Annotated in this window: 19 protein-coding genes; 4 read left to right on the top strand and 15 right to left on the bottom strand. The window is 66.2% G+C overall.

Features of this window, described 5'->3' with window-relative positions:
* Positions 1–8: 8 nt before the first annotated feature.
* The 6 genes from AX729_RS08645 to AX729_RS08620 are packed head-to-tail and all read right to left on the bottom strand — an operon-like array spanning position 9 to position 4,611.
* On the bottom strand, positions 9–884 hold the full coding sequence (locus AX729_RS08645; RefSeq protein WP_061022033.1) for an amidohydrolase family protein: 876 nt from the start codon (positions 882–884) through the stop codon (positions 9–11).
* A gap of 11 nt (positions 885–895) precedes the next feature.
* On the bottom strand, positions 896–1,291 hold the full coding sequence (locus AX729_RS08640; protein WP_061022032.1) for a RidA family protein: 396 nt from the start codon (positions 1,289–1,291) through the stop codon (positions 896–898).
* 22 nt (positions 1,292–1,313) lie between these two features.
* Entirely contained in the window at positions 1,314–2,117 is an 804-nt protein-coding gene (gene hpaH, locus AX729_RS08635) for a 2-oxo-hept-4-ene-1,7-dioate hydratase (RefSeq protein WP_061022029.1), read from the bottom strand.
* 6 nt (positions 2,118–2,123) lie between these two features.
* Complete coding sequence (locus AX729_RS08630) at positions 2,124–2,981, bottom strand: fumarylacetoacetate hydrolase family protein (RefSeq protein WP_061022027.1); 858 nt, start codon at positions 2,979–2,981, stop codon at positions 2,124–2,126.
* 43 nt (positions 2,982–3,024) lie between these two features.
* Positions 3,025–3,642 (bottom strand): flavin reductase family protein, encoded by a 618-nt coding sequence (locus tag AX729_RS08625; RefSeq protein ID WP_061022025.1) that lies wholly within the window; start codon positions 3,640–3,642, stop codon positions 3,025–3,027.
* 3 nt (positions 3,643–3,645) lie between these two features.
* Positions 3,646–4,611 carry a Bug family tripartite tricarboxylate transporter substrate binding protein gene (locus tag AX729_RS08620; protein ID WP_061022024.1) on the bottom strand — a complete coding sequence of 322 codons (966 nt, stop codon included), beginning with the start codon at positions 4,609–4,611 and terminating at the stop codon, positions 3,646–3,648.
* 128 nt (positions 4,612–4,739) lie between these two features.
* On the opposite strand from AX729_RS08620, the gene AX729_RS08615 reads away from it, so the two are divergent.
* From AX729_RS08615 to AX729_RS08605, 3 genes are read left to right on the top strand one after another with little or no spacing between them, the layout of a single operon-like run.
* Positions 4,740–5,561 (top strand): IclR family transcriptional regulator, encoded by an 822-nt coding sequence (locus AX729_RS08615; RefSeq protein ID WP_061022022.1) that lies wholly within the window; start codon positions 4,740–4,742, stop codon positions 5,559–5,561.
* 60 nt (positions 5,562–5,621) lie between these two features.
* The gene (locus AX729_RS08610) at positions 5,622–6,917 is read left to right on the top strand and encodes an O-acetylhomoserine aminocarboxypropyltransferase (protein WP_061022020.1); all 1,296 of its coding nucleotides are present in this window, start codon (positions 5,622–5,624) and stop codon (positions 6,915–6,917) included.
* Positions 6,918–6,921: 4 nt separating this feature from the next.
* Complete coding sequence (locus AX729_RS08605) at positions 6,922–7,704, top strand: alpha/beta fold hydrolase (protein WP_061022019.1); 783 nt, start codon at positions 6,922–6,924, stop codon at positions 7,702–7,704.
* Positions 7,705–7,893: 189 nt separating this feature from the next.
* On the opposite strand, the gene AX729_RS08600 is transcribed toward AX729_RS08605, so the two are convergent.
* Together AX729_RS08600 and AX729_RS08595 are read right to left on the bottom strand one after the other, a co-directional pair.
* The gene (locus AX729_RS08600) at positions 7,894–8,847 is read right to left on the bottom strand and encodes an aliphatic sulfonate ABC transporter substrate-binding protein (protein WP_156456814.1); all 954 of its coding nucleotides are present in this window, start codon (positions 8,845–8,847) and stop codon (positions 7,894–7,896) included.
* Positions 8,848–8,859: 12 nt separating this feature from the next.
* A complete protein-coding gene (locus AX729_RS08595) occupies positions 8,860–9,081 on the bottom strand; it encodes a hypothetical protein (protein ID WP_061022017.1) in 222 nt (73 codons plus the stop codon).
* A gap of 388 nt (positions 9,082–9,469) precedes the next feature.
* Between AX729_RS08595 and AX729_RS08590 the strand changes: the two genes are divergently transcribed.
* Entirely contained in the window at positions 9,470–10,201 is a 732-nt protein-coding gene (locus tag AX729_RS08590) for an SDR family NAD(P)-dependent oxidoreductase (protein ID WP_061022015.1), read from the top strand.
* 276 nt (positions 10,202–10,477) lie between these two features.
* Here the strand turns inward: AX729_RS08590 and AX729_RS08585 are convergent, their stop codons facing one another.
* From AX729_RS08585 to AX729_RS08555, 7 genes are read right to left on the bottom strand one after another with little or no spacing between them, the layout of a single operon-like run.
* A complete protein-coding gene (locus AX729_RS08585; protein ID WP_061022013.1) occupies positions 10,478–11,089 on the bottom strand; it encodes a pyridoxamine 5'-phosphate oxidase family protein in 612 nt (203 codons plus the stop codon).
* 23 nt (positions 11,090–11,112) lie between these two features.
* On the bottom strand, positions 11,113–11,706 hold the full coding sequence (gene phnN, locus AX729_RS08580; RefSeq protein WP_061022012.1) for a phosphonate metabolism protein/1,5-bisphosphokinase (PRPP-forming) PhnN: 594 nt from the start codon (positions 11,704–11,706) through the stop codon (positions 11,113–11,115).
* Positions 11,703–12,860: an alpha-D-ribose 1-methylphosphonate 5-triphosphate diphosphatase gene (locus AX729_RS08575; protein ID WP_061022010.1), complete on the bottom strand. Its 1,158-nt coding sequence runs from the start codon at positions 12,858–12,860 to the stop codon at positions 11,703–11,705. The genes phnN and AX729_RS08575 overlap by 4 nt, the downstream gene beginning before the upstream one ends.
* 11 nt (positions 12,861–12,871) lie before the next feature.
* Complete coding sequence (gene phnL, locus AX729_RS08570) at positions 12,872–13,570, bottom strand: phosphonate C-P lyase system protein PhnL (RefSeq protein WP_061022133.1); 699 nt, start codon at positions 13,568–13,570, stop codon at positions 12,872–12,874.
* A gap of 8 nt (positions 13,571–13,578) precedes the next feature.
* Complete coding sequence (phnK, locus tag AX729_RS08565; RefSeq protein ID WP_061022007.1) at positions 13,579–14,391, bottom strand: phosphonate C-P lyase system protein PhnK; 813 nt, start codon at positions 14,389–14,391, stop codon at positions 13,579–13,581.
* On the bottom strand, positions 14,384–15,274 hold the full coding sequence (locus tag AX729_RS08560; RefSeq protein WP_061022004.1) for an alpha-D-ribose 1-methylphosphonate 5-phosphate C-P-lyase PhnJ: 891 nt from the start codon (positions 15,272–15,274) through the stop codon (positions 14,384–14,386). The genes phnK and AX729_RS08560 overlap by 8 nt, the downstream gene beginning before the upstream one ends.
* Complete coding sequence (locus AX729_RS08555; RefSeq protein ID WP_061022002.1) at positions 15,271–16,374, bottom strand: carbon-phosphorus lyase complex subunit; 1,104 nt, start codon at positions 16,372–16,374, stop codon at positions 15,271–15,273. The genes AX729_RS08560 and AX729_RS08555 overlap by 4 nt, the downstream gene beginning before the upstream one ends.
* Positions 16,375–16,376 lie beyond the last annotated feature (2 nt).

Here is a 16,376-nt window from a genome sequence, read left to right as displayed (position 1 = left end):
CGCTCCGGCTAATCCGGAAAGCCGAACAGCTTGGCCGGATTGTGCACCAGGATCTTCTCCAGCTCCGCCTGGTCGGGCGCGTAGCGGTACATCAGCTCGAGCAGATCGGCATCGTTCGGCGGCTGCTTCACCGAGACCGGATGCGGCCAGTCGCTGGCCCAGACGCAGCGGTCGGGAGCGGCCTCGATATAGGCGCGCGCGATCGGGATCACGTCGTCGTAGGGCGCGCCGACCTTCGAGGTCTTCTCGCCAAGCGAGAGCATGACCCAGAAATTGCCTTTGGCGAGCAGCTCGAGCATCTTGCGCAGGTTCGGATCGGCGTTGCCGGCTTCGGGATCGGGGCGCGCCATGTGGTCGATCAGCACGGGCACGTCGAGATTCTCGTACTTGGCAACGCTCGACATGATGCCGTCCTTCTCCGGCTGGATCTTGACGTACCAGCCGAGCTCGCGGATGCGCGCCATCGCGCGGGCGAAATCGGCGTCGGACAGCACGGCGCCAAGCTCCTGGCGAAAGCTGAAGCGCGCGCCGCGCACGCCGGCATCGTGGAGTTTCGCGAGATAGGCGTCGCTCGCCTCGGCGAACACCAGCGCATTGGCGCAGCCGCGGTAGTTCGGACCCATCGCTTTGAGCCCGTCGAGCACGACGGCATGGTCGGCCCCATAGGTCGTGGTCTGCACGATGATGCCGCGCTCGATGCCGAGCGCCTTGTGCATGCGCAGCGCTGCTTCCCAGGTCGCGGTCGGCATCCGATAGGCGGCGCCGGGACGCTCCGGATATTTGTCGATGGGACCCAGCACGTGAAACTGGCTGTCCACGGTCTTCGGCGGCGGCGCCTTGCTCGGGCGGCGCGGGTTGGGATCGAACGGCAGATAGGTCGGCATGCGAAACTCCCTCAGTCGATCACGGCGGTGAAGTCGCACTGCACCAGCGCGCCGCCGTCCATGTTGTCCATCGGCAGCGCGTGGCGCGCCGGGCGCGAATGCTCGTCCGGAAACATCCTCAGCCACTCGACATTGACTGGCCCGCGATTGCTGCGGTCCTTCAGCCACACCGTCATCTTGATGATGTCGTCGGTGGTGCCGCCGGCCGCTTCCACCGTGGCCTTCATATGCGCGAACATGTTGGCGCATTGCGCGTCGAGACTCTCGGGCATCGTATTGGTCGCGGGGTCGCGACCGAGGATGACGCCCGACATCACGAGATTGCCGATGCGGCAGGCGTTCGGAATGGGATTGGCGTGCTTGAAGCCCCCGATGTGGATGCTCTTGCGCCGCTTCTGATCTGACATTGTGCGCTCCCTTGTTGTTGGTTCAGACGAACTGGCACGACACCGAGCCGAAGGCGCCGTAATCGGCGTGGAAGGTGTCGCCGCGGCGGATGTCGACGGGACGCGTGAACGATCCCGCCAGCACGACCTCGCCTGCGGCGAGATGCTCGTCGTGCGGTGCGAGGCGGTTGGCGAGCCAGGCGATGCCGTTGGCGGGGTGATTGAGCACGCCGGCGGCAAGGCCGGTCTCCTCGACCTCGCCGTTGCGGAACAGGAGCGCGCCGATCCAGCGCAGATCCGCATCCAAGGGACGGAAGGGACGGCCGCCGAGCACGAGCGCGGCGTTCGCGGCGTTGTCCGAGATCGTGTCCATGACTTTTCGCGTCTTGCCCGTCTCCGGATCGACGCGATGCATCCGCGTCTCCAGGATTTCCAGCGCAGGCGTGACGTAGTCGGTGGCGTTGAGCACGTCGAAGATGGTGCAGTCGGGCCCGCGCAGCGGCGCCTTCAGCACGAAGGCGAGCTCGACCTCGATGCGCGGCGCGTGGAAGCGGTCGAACGGGATGGGCGTCGCATCGGCATAGAACATGTCGGCGAACAGCACGCCGTAATCGGGCTCGGAGATGCCGACCGCGTTCTGCATCGCCTTCGAGGTGAGGCCAATCTTGTGGCCCTTGATGACGCGGCCGCGACCGAGCTGAAGCCTGGTCCAGGCGCGCTGGATCGCGTAGGCGTCCTCGATGCTGAAGTCGGGGTACTCCTTCGTGAACATCGGAATCAGCGTCTTGGTGCGCTCGGCTTCATCGAGGCGCGCGGCGAGGCGTTCGATCGTCGCAGCATCCAGCATGGCTTATTACTCCGCGGCCACAGTGTTGCGCAGCACGCCGATGCGGCTCGACTCGACCTCGACGACGTCGCCGACCTTCAGCCAGCGCGGCGGATCGAAGCGGACGCCTGCGCCGGTCGGGGTACCCGTGACGATCATGTCGCCGGGCTTCAGCGTGGCAAAGGTGGAGAGATAGGAGATCAAATAGTCGAACGGGAACATCAGCCGTTCGGTGCTGTCCTGCTGCCGGACCTCGCCGTTGACGCGCGTGACGATGTCATGCGGCCCGCGCGGGTCGAGCTCGTCCGCCGTGACGATCCACGGGCCCATGCTGCCGGAGCGGTCGAAGTTCTTGCCCTGCGTGACGTTGAACTTGCCGTGGCGGAGCCAGTCGCGGATCGTGCCCTCGTTGCACAGGGTCATGCCGAAGATGTGCGACCACGCCTGTTCGCGCGGGATGTGGCGGCCGCCCTGCCCGATCACGATGACGAGCTCGCCTTCATAGTCGAGCTGCTCGGAAACCTTGGGCTTCTCCAGCGGCTGGCCGGAGCCGGTCATCGAGGACATGCTGCGGACGAACAGGCTGGGATATTTGGGCAGGTCCGAATTGTCTTTATATTCGGCGTTGCGCTCGGCGTAGTTGACGCCGATGCACCAGAGCTTTTCCGGCGCCAGCACCGGCGGCAGCAGGACGAGCTTTTCCAGTGCGTGGTCCGGCGCGGCGCCGGCAACCGCCTCCTGCGCGTCGGGCAGCGCGTTGGCCGCGATCAGCGCCTTCAGATCGGAAAAGTCGCGGCCGATCCGTTTCGTCAGATCGACGACACCGCCTTCGACGACCGCGCCGTAGCGCGGCTCTCCGTCCAAGAGATAGCTTGCGAGTCGCATGGTGGTTCTCCAATGGGGTCGCGGCGCCGCCGGAGCTGCGCGCTCAGTCGGTCGATTTGGGAGTCTGGAAGACGGAGTTCAGCGTCACGATCTCGCCGAGGCTCGCGTAACGCGGCCCGCCGATGCGGGCGATCGGGTCGAGCGCCCTGGTCTCGACCTTGCCGTCGTTCACGAGGCCGTCGCGCAGGTGAAACATCACGACCTCGCCGACGATCAGCCGGCTGCGGGCCTCGCCGAACTCGAGGCACTGCCGGAAGCGGCATTCCATCGCGACCGGCGCGGCGGCGAGCCGCCGCACCTTGATGAGGTCGCAGGGCAGCGTTTCGAGTCCGAGATGCTCGACCTCGCTGACTTCAGGCGGATGCTCGACGGAGCTGTCATGCACCGCGGACATCAGCGGGGTATCGGCAATGTGGATGACGTATTCCTCGGTGTCGAGGATGTTGTGCGCGGTGTCCTTGTAATCGGCGCCCTTGCGGCCGACGCTGATGGCGAGCATCGGCGGCTTCTGCGAGACGAAGGTGAAGGCGCTGAACGGCGCGAGGTTGAGCACGCCGCTTCGCGACAGGCTCGTCACCCAGGCGATCGGGCGCGGCACCACGATGCCGGTCATCAGCCGGTAGATGCGCTCGGCGCCGAGCTCGGCGGGATCGATCCGCATCGATCAATCAGCCCTGATGTTGGCCTTGCGCACGACCGGAATCCACTTGGCATCCTCGCGCTCCAGATAGGCCTTGAACTCGCTTGGCGTCATCGGCGTGGCTTCGCCGCCGAGCTTCTCGAACTTGTCGATCACGGCGGGGTCCTTCAGGATCGCAACCAGCGTCTCGTGCAGCTTGTCCACGATCGGCGCCGGCGTGCCCGCGGGCGCGAACAGGCCCGTAAAGGTCTGGCCGTCGAAATCCTTGTAGCCGAGCTCGGCGAAGGTCGGCACGTCAGGCAGCGACTTCAGGCGGTGCGGGCTCGTGACAGCCAGCGCGCGGAACAGGCCGGCCTTGATGTGCTGGAGGCTGACCGTGAGCTGGTCGAACGCGAACTGCACCTGACCGCCGAGCAGATCGTTGATCGCCGGCGCGTTGCCGCGGTAGTGCGCGGTGACCCATTGCAGGCCGAGGTTGGACTGCATCAGCTCGCTGAGCAGATGGTTGGTGGTGCCCGGACCGGGCGAGGCCATGGTCAGCTTGCCGGGCTCGCGCTTGGCGAGATCGATGAACTCCTTGAAGTTCGTCGCCTGCACCGAGGGATGCACCTCGAGCACCAGCGGCGTCATCGAGATCGTCGAGATCGGGAGGAAGTCCTTCTTCCAGTTGTAGGCGTCGCGCTTGTTGATCTCGGTCGCGAACAGCACCGGACCGTTGGCGCCGACGAACAGCGTGTAGCCGTCGGGCGCCGATTTCGCGAAGGCCTCGCCCGCGATCATGCCGCCGGCGCCGGCCTTGTTCTCGATGACGAAGGGCTGGCCGAGCTTTTCCTGAAGCTTGTCGGCGACGATGCGCGCCGCGCTGTCGACATTGCCGCCGGCCGGATAGGGCACGATCAGCTTCACGTTACGCGCCGGCCATTCCTGGCCCGATGCGGGCCCGGCCAGCATCGCAGTGACGGCAGCTATGGCAATCCAGATTAATCTCATGTTAACCTCCCGGCGGCGCTTCCAACTCACGTCGAATGCCTGACGTTTCGCATGGCATTCCGATCGGAGCGCAATCTCCAGATGCGCGCTTGCCCTGTCGAGTGAATTGTGGCGTTCTTGTCCATATCATGGACAAGAGGCGTTCGGTAAAATCCACCCGCGGCGCGGTTGAGCCGCGACAGGGCGCGCAGGCGATCCGGCGCGCGCTCGCCGTGCTGCGCATCCTTGCCGCCGGTCGCGAAGACGGTGTGCCATTGGCCGACGTGGTGCGCGCGACCGGCCTCACCCGCCCGACCGTGCATCGCATCGTCCACGTGCTGATCGAGGAAGGCATCGTCGAGCGGCATGGCAAGAGCGGCCGCTACGCCATCGGCAACCAGGTGCCGGAGCTGGCGCTGGCGCGGCCGCGGCCCTCGCGGCTGCTGGTCGCAGCAAATCCGTCGCTGCAGCGCGCGTCCGCCGAGATCGGCGACACGCTGTTCCTGACGGTGCGCACCGGCAACGACACGCTGTGCGTCGATCGCCGGATCGGCGTCTATCCGATCCAGGTGCTGTCGATCGAGATCGGCGCGCGCCGGCCGCTCGGCGTCTCCAGCGCAGGCGTCGCCATCCTTGCAGCAATGCCGGCGCAGGACGCGCGAAAGATCGTCGCAGCGAACGAGAAGCGGTTCGAGGCCTACCGGACCGACGTGGGTGCCGTGACGAGCCAGGTCACCGCAGCGCGGCGGCGGGGTTACAACATGAGAGAAATCGGCCTCGTGCAGGGCACCAAGTCGATCTCGACCTGGATCAAGACCCCGGACGGACAACCCGCCGCTGCAATCACGGTCTCCGCCGTTCGAACCAGGCTCGGCCCCCGCCGCGAGCAGGAGGTCGCGGAGATACTGTTGCGGGAGGCACGCGCCATCGAGCAGGCCATCCGGGGCCAGGCGGCGCTGTCAATGGGCTGACGTGGTCCCTCGTTTTGTGGCACAAGAGCCGCCATCGCCGACCCACCAACGAGGCCACGCATGCCCGCGCCAAAACCGCCTGCTTTCGAGACCCTGAGCCTGCATGCTGGCCAGCATCCGGATCCCGTGACCGGCGCCCGTGCGGTGCCGATCTACCAGACCACGTCCTACGTGTTCCAGGATTCCGATCACGCCGCGGCGCTGTTCAATCTGGAGCGCGCCGGCCACATCTATACCCGCATCTCCAATCCGACCACCGGCGTGCTGGAAGAGCGGCTCGCGGCGCTGGAAGGCGGCGTCGGCGCGATCTGCACCGCGAGCGGCATGGCCGCGCTGCATCTGGCCATCGCGACGCTGCTCAACGCCGGCGATCACATCGTGGCGTCGAGCTCGCTCTATGGCGGCACCATCAACCTGCTCGCGCACACGCTGCCGCGCTTCGGCATCACCACAACCTTTGTAAAGCCGCGCGACCTCGACGCGTTCCGCGCCGCGATCAAGCCGAACACCAAGCTCGTGATCGGCGAGACCATCGGCAATCCCGGGCTGGAGGTGCTCGACATTCCCAAGGTCGCGGCGATCGCGCATGAGGCCAAGATCCCGCTCTTGATCGACAACACTTTTGCCACGCCCTATCTCAGCCGACCGATCGAGCTCGGCGCCGACATCGTGATGCATTCGGCGACCAAATGGATCGGCGGCCATGGCATCGCGATCGGCGGCGCCATCGTCGACGGCGGCCGCTTCGACTGGCGCGGCTCCGGCAAATTCGGCGTGCTGACCGAGCCCTATGGCGGCTATCACGGCATCGTCTTCGACGAGCAGTTCGGCACGGCGGCTTTCATCATGCGGGCACGCACCGAAGGCCTGCGCGATTTCGGCGCCTGCCTGTCGCCGACCAATGCGTTCCAGCTGCTCCAGGGCGTGGAGACGCTTCCGGTGCGCATGGACCGCCACATGCAGAACACGCATCTCGTGCTGGAAGCACTCAAATCCAACAAGGCCGTCGACTGGGTGCTGCATCCCTCGCTGGAGACGCATCCCGACTATCAGCTCGCCAAGACCCTGCTGCCGCGCGGCGCCGGCTCAATCGTTTCCTTCGGCATCAAGGGCGGCCGACCGGCGGGGCGCAAGTTCATCGAATCGCTGCGCATGATCAGCCATCTCGCCAATGTCGGCGACGCCAAGACGCTGGTGATCCACCCGGCCTCGACCACGCATCAGCAGATGGATGCCGAGCAGCTCAAGGCGGCCGGCATCGGCGAGGAGCTGGTGCGGCTGTCGGTCGGCATCGAGACGGCAAGCGACATCATCGACGATCTCGCCCAAGCGCTGCGCATCTCGCAAAAGGTCTGACGCCATGAAGCTTTCCGTCAACGGCACTGAAGTGTTCGCCGCAACCGGCGGCCGCGACTTCGACAAATCCCTGCCCGCGGTCGTCTTCATCCACGGCGCCGGTTTCGACCATTCCACCTGGGCGCTGCATACGCGCTGGTTCGCCCATCACGGCTTTGCCGTGCTGGCGCCCGACCTGCCCGGCCACGGCCGCTCCGCCGGGCCTTCACTCGGCAGCATCGCGGAGATGGCCGACTGGACGGCGGCGCTGCTGGATGCGGCAGGCGCTGCGAACGCGCATCTGATCGGTCATTCCATGGGCTCGCTGATCTCGCTGGAGACGGCGGCGCGCCATCCCGACAAGGTCGCCGCGCTCAGCCTGATCGGCACCGCAGCGACCATGACTGTCGGCCCGGATCTCTTGAAGGCGGCCGAGGCCAACTCGCAGGATGCAAACGACATGGTCTCGATCTGGGGTCTCGGCTTCAAGGCCGAACTCGGCGGCAGCCTCGCACCGGGCCTGTGGATGCACGGCGGCGCACAGGCCGTGCTCCAGGCTTGCGAGCCCGGCGTGCTGTTCAAGGATCTTTCCGCTTGCAATGCCTACACGAATGCGCTTGCCGCCGCGGCGAGCATCAAGGTGCCGACGACGCTCATTCTCGGCGAGCGGGACATGATGACGCCGGCAAAGGCAGGCAAGGCGCTTGCGGCCGCGATCCCGCATGCGAAGACCGTCGTGGTGCCCGGCGCAGGCCACATGATCATGGCCGAGCGCCCGGATGAATTGCTGGCGGCGCTGAAGGGCTGAGCCGCTTCCAGCTCAAGCGTTTGGTACGCGGATAGCCGCGGGGAGCGGCATGGCCGGGCTTGTCCCGACCATCCACGCCTGGCGGCGAAGACCGGAGAACGTGGATGCCCGGACCTTCGCCTCGCCGAAGCGGCTTCGGCGCGCGGGCGGGACAAGCCCGGGCATGACGGCGTCCTCTCAATGTCCAGCTCACGAGCCCGGCGTCCATTTCCAGACGATGTCGGAGACGTTGACCGGCTTTGGGATAAGACCGAGTTTTGCGAAGCGATCGGCGACCGCCTGCTGGCTCTTGACCACCTCGGCATCGAGCGGCACGACGCGATAGTTGGAGCGGGCCACGAAGCGCCTGACAGCCTCGATATCGACGCCGGTCGCCTCTGCTTGCGCCTTTGCCACATCCTCGTGGTGCGAATCCGCCCACACGCCTTCGGACGCGAAGGCTGTGTTGAGCTTCGCGACGAGGGAAGGATACTTCTCCACGAAGTCTGCGCCGGCGATGTAGAAGGCGTTCGGCTTGTGCACGTCCTTGTCGAAGACGATCACGCGCGCATTCTCCTTCAGTTCGGCGAGTGCGAGATAGGGATCCCAGATCGACCAGGCGTCGACCGAGCCCTTCACAAAGGCTGCCGTCGCATCCGCCGGGGCGAGCGGCGCCGGGGTGATGTCGGACCAGGACAGGCCGGCTTTTTCGAGCGCCGCGACGAGGAGATTGTGCGCGCTCGATCCCTTGCCGAAGGCGACGCGCTTGCCCTTGAGATCGGCGAGCGTCTTGATCGGCGAATCCTTCGGCACGACGATCGCCTGGGTGTTGCCTTCCGATTTCACCGCGGCGACGTAGCGGATCCTGGCGCCGCCGGCCTGCGCGAAAATCGGCGGGGAGTCGCCGACATAGCCGAAATCGACGCTGCCGACATTGATGGCCTCCAGCAGCGGCGGACCGAACTGGAAGTCGATCCACTTGATCGCGATGCCGAGCGGCCTGAAAGCATTTTCGAGCGTCTGGCGCTGGCGCACCGCCGGGAAGAACCCGCCCTTCTGCGTCCCGATGCGGATTTCCGCCGGCTTGTCCGCGGCGTGCGCCGGCGCGGCGACGGCGGTGGCGATGAGCAGCGCTGCGGTCAGGATGTGTCGTCGTGCAATCATGTTGCGGTCCTTTCAGTAGACGGAGAGTGGGGAACTCGCGCGACGGCGCCGCTCCGAGAACACGGCACGTGCGGCGCGCTCGGCATCGCGGGCCGAGCGGAACTGGCGGCCTTCGAGACTGTCGAACAGTCGCTCGGAGGAAAAGAAACGGAAGCCGCGTTCATCTCTCGTGATGATGCCGGCGGCGCGGTCGTGGATCTCGATGATGTAGGCATTCGACTGAGCCTGGGACATGACTGCTCGTTCGCCGAAGTCTCGGCGTTCCTGCTTGGGGATTTTCGGTGTGAGGTGTTGCTAAGAGGCGGTCAGCAACAACAACAGGCGCCCGTTGCCGCGCAGAAACAGCGCCGCGTCATGCACGCATGCATGTCGCCTTGGTTACGCTGGTGATCCATTCTCATATCGCGGCATCAAGCTCGAGGAGCAGCTTCGATGCTCCGAATATCGAGCAGCTGGCACGATTGGTCAATGAAATGGCTATCCATATTTGCGGTCGCCGCGCTTGCGCGCTTCTCCCGGCGCAAGCACCGGCAAACGGATTCATCTCGCGATGAGTTCAACACAGGCTCACGGGCGGCGTGATACGCTTCAGGAGCCAAAACGCAGGTCGGGAGAATCAGAGATGGCTGATGATCTGAAGGGGCGCACCGCGCTCGTGACCGGCGGCTCGCGCGGAATCGGCGCCGCCGTTTGCCGTGCGCTGGCCGAAGCAGGCGCTGCCGTGGCGATCAATTGCCGCGAGCGGATCGGGCAGGCCGAGCAGCTGGCTGGCGAGATCGGCGAGCAAGGCCGCCGCGCCATCGTCGTCGCTGCTGACGTCTCGCAGCCCGGGGCCGTAGCCGCAATGGTCGAGCGCGTCACGGCCGGGCTCGGGCCGATCGACATTCTCGTCAACAATGCCGGCATCGCCATCACGCGCGGCATCGACGATCTCACCGAAGACGATTTCGACCGCACCATCCTGGTCAACCTGAAATCCGCCTTCCTGTGCACGCAGGCCGTGTTGCCGTCGATGCGATCAAGGAAATGGGGCCGCATCGTCAACATCTCCTCGGGCGCGGCGCGCGGCGCCGGCTCGATCGGCCCGCACTACAATGCATCCAAGGCCGGCATGGAGGGCCTCACGCGAGGTTATGCCGCGCGGCTGGTGAAGGAGGGCATCACGGTCAACGCAGTGGCGCCGTCGCTGATCGAGACCGACATGATGAGCGGCCAGCCCCAGCTCGTCAGCCGCATCCCGCTCGGCCGCTTCGGCACGGCGGAGGAGGTGGCGAAAGCCGTGATGCTGCTGGTCGACAACGCGTACATGACCGGGCAGACCGTGGCGCTCAGCGGCGGGATGGCGTTTAACTAGGTAAGCAGCTGGTCTCCTTCACCTCTCCCCGCTTGCGGCAAGGCTGTCGCATATGAGTTCTTGGCAGGGCCTGAGCGCGCGCCTCGTCCTTCGAGACGACCGCTTTGCGGTCTCCTCAGGATGAGGCTAAGTGACATCGGAGCCCACCGAAACTGCTGCCGCGCACTCCGTCCTCATCCTGAGGGCCCGCCAACGGCGGACGTCTCGAAGGATGGACACAGAGAAAACGCTCCCACTAGCGATGGCGCTGCACAAGAAGGGGAGAGGAGAGAAGGATCACCACATCGTCGCGGCGGCGCGTTCCGGCCAGATGCGATCGTACTCCGCGCCGCCGACCTTGTTCTCGCTCATTTCCGCGAGGATCTGGCCGGGCGTCGGCAAACTCTTCGGGTCGACGCGCTTGTCGGGATTCCAGAGATCGGAACGGACGATGGCGCGGGCGCACTGGAAGTAGATTTCTTCGACGTTCATCACCATCACGCTGCGCGGCGCCTTGCCCTCGACCTTGAACGAGGCCAGCAGATCCGGATCGATCGAGAGACAAGCGCGGCCATTGGCGCGAACGGCGTTGCCGGAGCCGGGGATCAGGAACATCAGCGACACCCTTGGGTCGCGCACGATGTTGCGCAGGGAATCCACCCGGTTGTTGCCGCGGCGGTCCGGCAGCATCAGCGTCTTGGGATCGTGGATGCGGACGAAGCCCGGGAGATCGCCGCGCGGCGAGCAATCGATGCCTTCGGGCCCGATGGTGGCGAGCGCGGCAAACGGCGCCTTCTCGATGAAGATGCGGTAGAGCGGCGTGACGTGGTCGGCGACTTTCACGGTCGAGGCGTCATTGGTGGCACCATAGATGGCCTCGAGCTGCTCGACCGTTTCGATCACCGTCATTCCACTCTCTCCTTGTTGGCCGGCTATTCGTGCCAGCCATCATCCCTGATCACGCGCAACAGCTGGCGGCCGTGATACTCGGCGCTGCCGGCGTTGAGAATGGTGACGTCGGCCCGTGCCGACGCGTCCTCGACGCTGCGCGACAGCCGCTCGGCGATGTTGCCGTCGCTGTGCCGTGCCCGCGCCGCAAGCCGCTGCGCCAGTACGTCCGGCGGCGCGGTGATGGCGACCACCACGACATTGGCATAGGTCTGGCGCAGCGCTGCGATCACGGTGCGCGAGACGTTGACGACGACTGCGCGGCCGGCACGAATGTCGTCGTTGATTTCGAGCGGCAACGCATAGGCGTGTCCATGCGCCTCCCAGTGCACGGCGAAGTCGCCGTGCTCGCGCGCGCGACGAAACTCGTCGGGGCTCACGGAGATGTTGTCCTCGGCCTCGGAGGATTCGCGCGTCACGACGCGGCGTGGAAAGACGACGTTGCGATCGTCCGCGCAGGCCGCCTGCGCGAGCCGGAGCAGCGTGTCCTTGCCGGCACCGCTCGGACCGACCACCAGCACCAGCCGGCCGGGTCCGATCGCGCCTGCCTGCTTTGCCATGGTCGCGGTCTCGCTCATGCGACGCGGTTCCCTTCGCGCCAGACGCTGCGGACCACCGGAACGCTGCCGGCGACGTGCACGCGGATCAGGTCGGCGCGCTTGCCGGTGGCGATCTCGCCGCGGTCGGAGAGACCGACCGCCTCGGCCGGCGCCTTCGTCACGGTGCGAACCGCTGCCGGAAGACTGATCGCCGGCACATGCTCAGGCAATTGCAGCGCCGCCATGAGAAGGCTCGACGGGATGTAGTCCGACGACAGGATGTCGAGCAGGCCTTCGCGGGCGAGATCGACCGCGGCGATGTTGCCGGAATGCGAGCCGCCGCGCACGACGTTGGGCGCGCCCATGAGAATGTCGATGCCGGCCTGATGCAGGCCGCGCGCGGCCTCCAGCGTGGTCGGGAATTCCGCCACCGAGACGCGATCGCGCACGGCGTCCGCGACGTTCTCCTCGGTGGTGTCGTCATGGCTCGCCAGCGGGATCTTGTATTGATGCGCCAGCGCGACGATCTCGCGCATGTTGGTTGCCGCATATTGCTTCTGGTACTCGAAGCGCTTTGCGAACAGCTCGTCGAGCTCGGCGTCGGTCTTGCCGCCGCCCTTGCCGCGATAATAGTCGCGCAGCTTGACCTCGTCGCGGAACTGGCGCTGGCCCGGCGTGTGATCCATCAGCGACATCAGCTTGACGTCCGGACGGTCGATCAGCTCCTTGGCCTCCTCGACCACGCTCGGCATCGGGATCTCGCAGCGCAGATGCAGGAAGTGGTCGGCGCGCAGCAGGCTGGCCTCGCGCGCGGTCGTTATCGCGGCGGCGAGCACGCCGGCGCGGCCATCGACTTCCTCGGCGCCGTCCTCGCGCCAGACCCGGAGCGAGTCGAACACGGTGGTGATGCCCGAGGTGGCGAGCTGGCCGTCATAGGAGATGACGGCCGCGACCGGATTCCAGAACACCTTCGGCCGCGGCACGTAATGCGCCTCGAGGTGGTCGGTGTGGAGCTCGATCAGGCCGGGCATGATCAGGTCGCCGCCGGCGTCCTCGGTACCCGCGGGCGCCCTGCCCTCGCCGATCTCGGCGATGCGTCCGTCGGCAAGAGCGAGCCAGCCCTGCTCGATCACCCGGTCGGCCAGCACGATCCTGGCGTTGGTAATGACGGTGTCCTTCGGCTTGGGGTTCATTTCCTCTTCCTTCAGGCCGCGGCAGCAAAGCTGGCGACGTCGACAATGCGGTCCGCAATCAGATGACGGATTTCGTCGTCATGGACAATGGCGACCATGGCGACGCCCTGGCGCTTCTTTTCAGCGACCAGCTCGACCACGACGGCGCGATTGGCGGCATCGAGCGATGCGGTGGGCTCGTCCAGCAGCAGGATCGGCAGGTCCGAGATGAAGCCGCGCGCGATGTTGACGCGCTGCTGCTCGCCGCCGGAGAAGGTCGCGGGCGGCAACTGCCAGAGCCGCTCGGGGATGTTGAGGCGATGCAGCAGCGCGCCGGCGCGCGCCTGTGCGTCGGCACGGCTCATACCGTTGACGATCAGCGGCTCGGCGACGACGTCGACGGTCGCGACGCGTGGCACGGCGCGCAGGAACTGGCTGACATAGCCGATGGTGGATCGGCGAACGTTGAGGATCTGCCGCGGCTCGGCAGTGGCGAGGTCGATCACTGTGCCGCGGTGACGGATGCCGATGCGACCGCTATCGCAGCGATAGTTGCCAAAGATCATCTTCAGGATCGACGATTTGCCTGCGCCTGACGGCCCCGACAGCACGACGCACTCGCCCGGATTGACGTGGAAGGTCACGCCGCGCACGACCGGCAGCTCGATGCCGCCCTGCAAGTGCATCGTGAAGGTCTTCTGGGCATCGGCAACGTCGATCATGGCGGTCATCGAAAGGCTCATGGCGGGAGAATCGAGGAGACGAGGAGTTGCGTGTAGGGCTCGCGGGGATCGTCGAGCACCTGGTCGGTGAGACCGGTCTCGATGACGCGGCCGCCCTTCATCACCATCACGCGATGCGACAGGAGGCGCGCGACCGCGAGATCGTGGGTGACGATGATGACGGCGAGATGCAGCTCGGCGACCAGACTGCGCACGAGATCGAGCAGGCGCGCCTGCACCGACACGTCGAGGCCACCGGTCGGCTCGTCCATGAACACCAGCCGCGGCTCGGTGACGAGGTTGCGGGCGATCTGAAGACGCTGGCGCATGCCGCCGGAATAGGTGCGCGGCGCATCGTCGATGCGTGCGACGTCGATCTCGACGCGGGTGAGCCAGTCCGAGGCGGTGTCGCGGATGCGGCCGTAGTGATTCCAGCCCACGGCCATCAGCCGCTCGCCGACATTGGCACCGGCCGAGACCGCCATGCGCAGGCCCTGCGCGGGGTCCTGGTGCACAAAGCCCCAATCGGTGCGGAACAGGAAGCGCCGCTCGGCTTCGCCGAGCGTCGTGAGGTCGCGCGTGACGCCGTCGCGCATCCGGTAGGACACATGGCCGGCGCTCGGCGCCAGCTGGCCCGACAGCATCTGCAGCAGCGTCGACTTTCCCGAACCGGACTCGCCGACGATCGCCAGCACCTCGCCCGGATACAGCGAGAACGACACGTCGCGGCAGGCGGCGATGCGACCGAAGGACTTGCTCAGGGACTCCGCCACCAGCAGCGGCCGGTCGCTTTCGAGCGTAGCGAGATCAGCCGAGCCTTGATCAACCATGTGAGCCCGCCTTTTCCTTGTACGGCGCAGCGCTGAGACTGCCGTGATGGCCCGCGGCCTGGCGGCCCTCGCAATAATCCGTGTCGGAGCAGACGAACATCCGCCCGCCCTTGTCGTCGGTCACGATCTCATCGAGATACGAATTTTCCGCCCCGCAGAGCGCGCAGGGCGCGTTGAAGCGGTAGGGCTCGAACGGGTGATCCTCGAAGTCGAGCGAGACCACCTGCGTATAGGGCGGGATCGCGTAGATGCGCTTCTCGCGGCCGGCGCCGAACAATTGCAGCGCGGCGCAATTGTCCATCTTGGGATTGTCGAATTTCGGCGTCGGGGACGGATCCATCACGTAGCGCGCATTCACCTTCACCGGATAGGCGTAGGCGGTCGCGATGTGGCCGAAGCGGGCGATGTCCTCGTAGAGCTTCACGTGCATCAGTCCGTACTCGGCGAGCGCGTGCATGCGCCGCGTCTCGGTCTCGCGCGGCTCGAGGAAACGCAGGGGCTCGGGAATCGGCACTTGGTAGACCAGCACCTGGTTCTCGTTCAGCGCCGTCTCCGGGATGCGGTGACGGGTCTGGATCACCGTCGCCTCTTCCGTCGCCGTCGTCGTCGCAACGCCGGCGGTCTTGGCGAAGAACTTTCGGATCGAGATCGCGTTGGTGGTGTCGTCGGAGCCCTGGTCGATCACCTTGAGCACGTCCTGGGGACCGAGGATCGCGGCGGTCACCTGCACGCCGCCGGTGCCCCAGCCATAGGGCATCGGCATTTCGCGGCTGGCGAACGGCACCTGATAGCCGGGAATGGCGATCGCTTTCAGGATCGCGCGGCGGATCATCCGCTTTGTCTGCTCGTCGAGATAGGCGAAGTTGTAGGCGGGCGCGTTCATTCCGCGGCTTCCTTCATGACGTCAGGCGCATTGGCATCCGCGAACTCCTGCCGCAGCTTGCGCAAGAGGCCGAGCTCGGACTGGAAGTCGACGTAGTGCGGCAGCTTCAGATGCTCGACGAAGCCGGTCGCCTGGACGTTGTCCGAATGCGACATCACGAATTCTTCATCTTGCGCCGGGGCGAGCGCCTCTTCACCGAGCTCGCGGGCGCGCAACGCGCGGTCGACCAGCGCCATCGACATGGTCTTGCGCTCGCTCTGGCCGAAGGCGAGGCCATAGCCGCGGGTGAAGCACGGTGCTTCGGTCGCAGACCCCTTGAACTGGTTGACCATCTGGCACTCGGTCAGCTCGATCGCACCGAGCGGCACGGCGAAGCCGGCGTCTTCCGCGAAGAATTCCACCTCGACCTCGCCGAAGCGGATCTCGCCGGCGAAGGGATGGTTGCGGCCATAGCCGCGCTGGGTGGAATAGCCCATCGCCAGCAGGAAACCTTCGTCGCCGCGCGCCAGATTCTGCAGGCGCAGGTCGCGATCCGCCGGGAAGTTCAGCGGTTCGCGGGTGAGATCGCCGACCGGCGCGCCGTCCTCGGCCTGCGGCGAGGATTCGATCAATCCGTCGCGGCCGAGAATGTCGGTCACGCGGGGCGTGGGCGCGGTCGACGATTCAGCCGTCGCAGGTGCGTCGGGAACGAAGCCTTCGGCGAGCGAGGGATCGAGCAGGCGATGGGTGTAATCGAAGGTCGGTCCAAGGATCTGCCCGCCGGGAATGTCCTTGAAGGTGGAGGACACCCGCCGTTGCACCCGCATGGCGCCGGTGTCGACGGGCTCGCTGGCGCCGAAGCGCGGCAGCGTGGCGCGGAAGGCGCGGACCAGGAAGATCGCCTCGATCAGATCGCCACGCGCCTGCTTGATCGCCAGCGCCGCGAGTTCGCGATCGTAGAGCGAGCCTTCGCTCATGACGCGGTCGACGGCGAGGCCGAGTTGCTCCGAGATCTGGTCGAGCGTGACCTCCGGAACGCTCAGGTCGCCACGCCGCTTATGCGCGAGCAGGCGATGGGCGTTCTCGATGGCGCGTTCGCCGCCCTTGACTGCGACATACATGC

Origin of the sequence: Bradyrhizobium sp. CCH5-F6 (assembly GCF_001556045.1) — a bacterium.
GTDB lineage: Bacteria > Pseudomonadota > Alphaproteobacteria > Rhizobiales > Xanthobacteraceae > Bradyrhizobium.
Note: the sequence above shows the minus strand (reverse complement) of the source record. Positions and strands in the feature narration are given on the sequence as shown.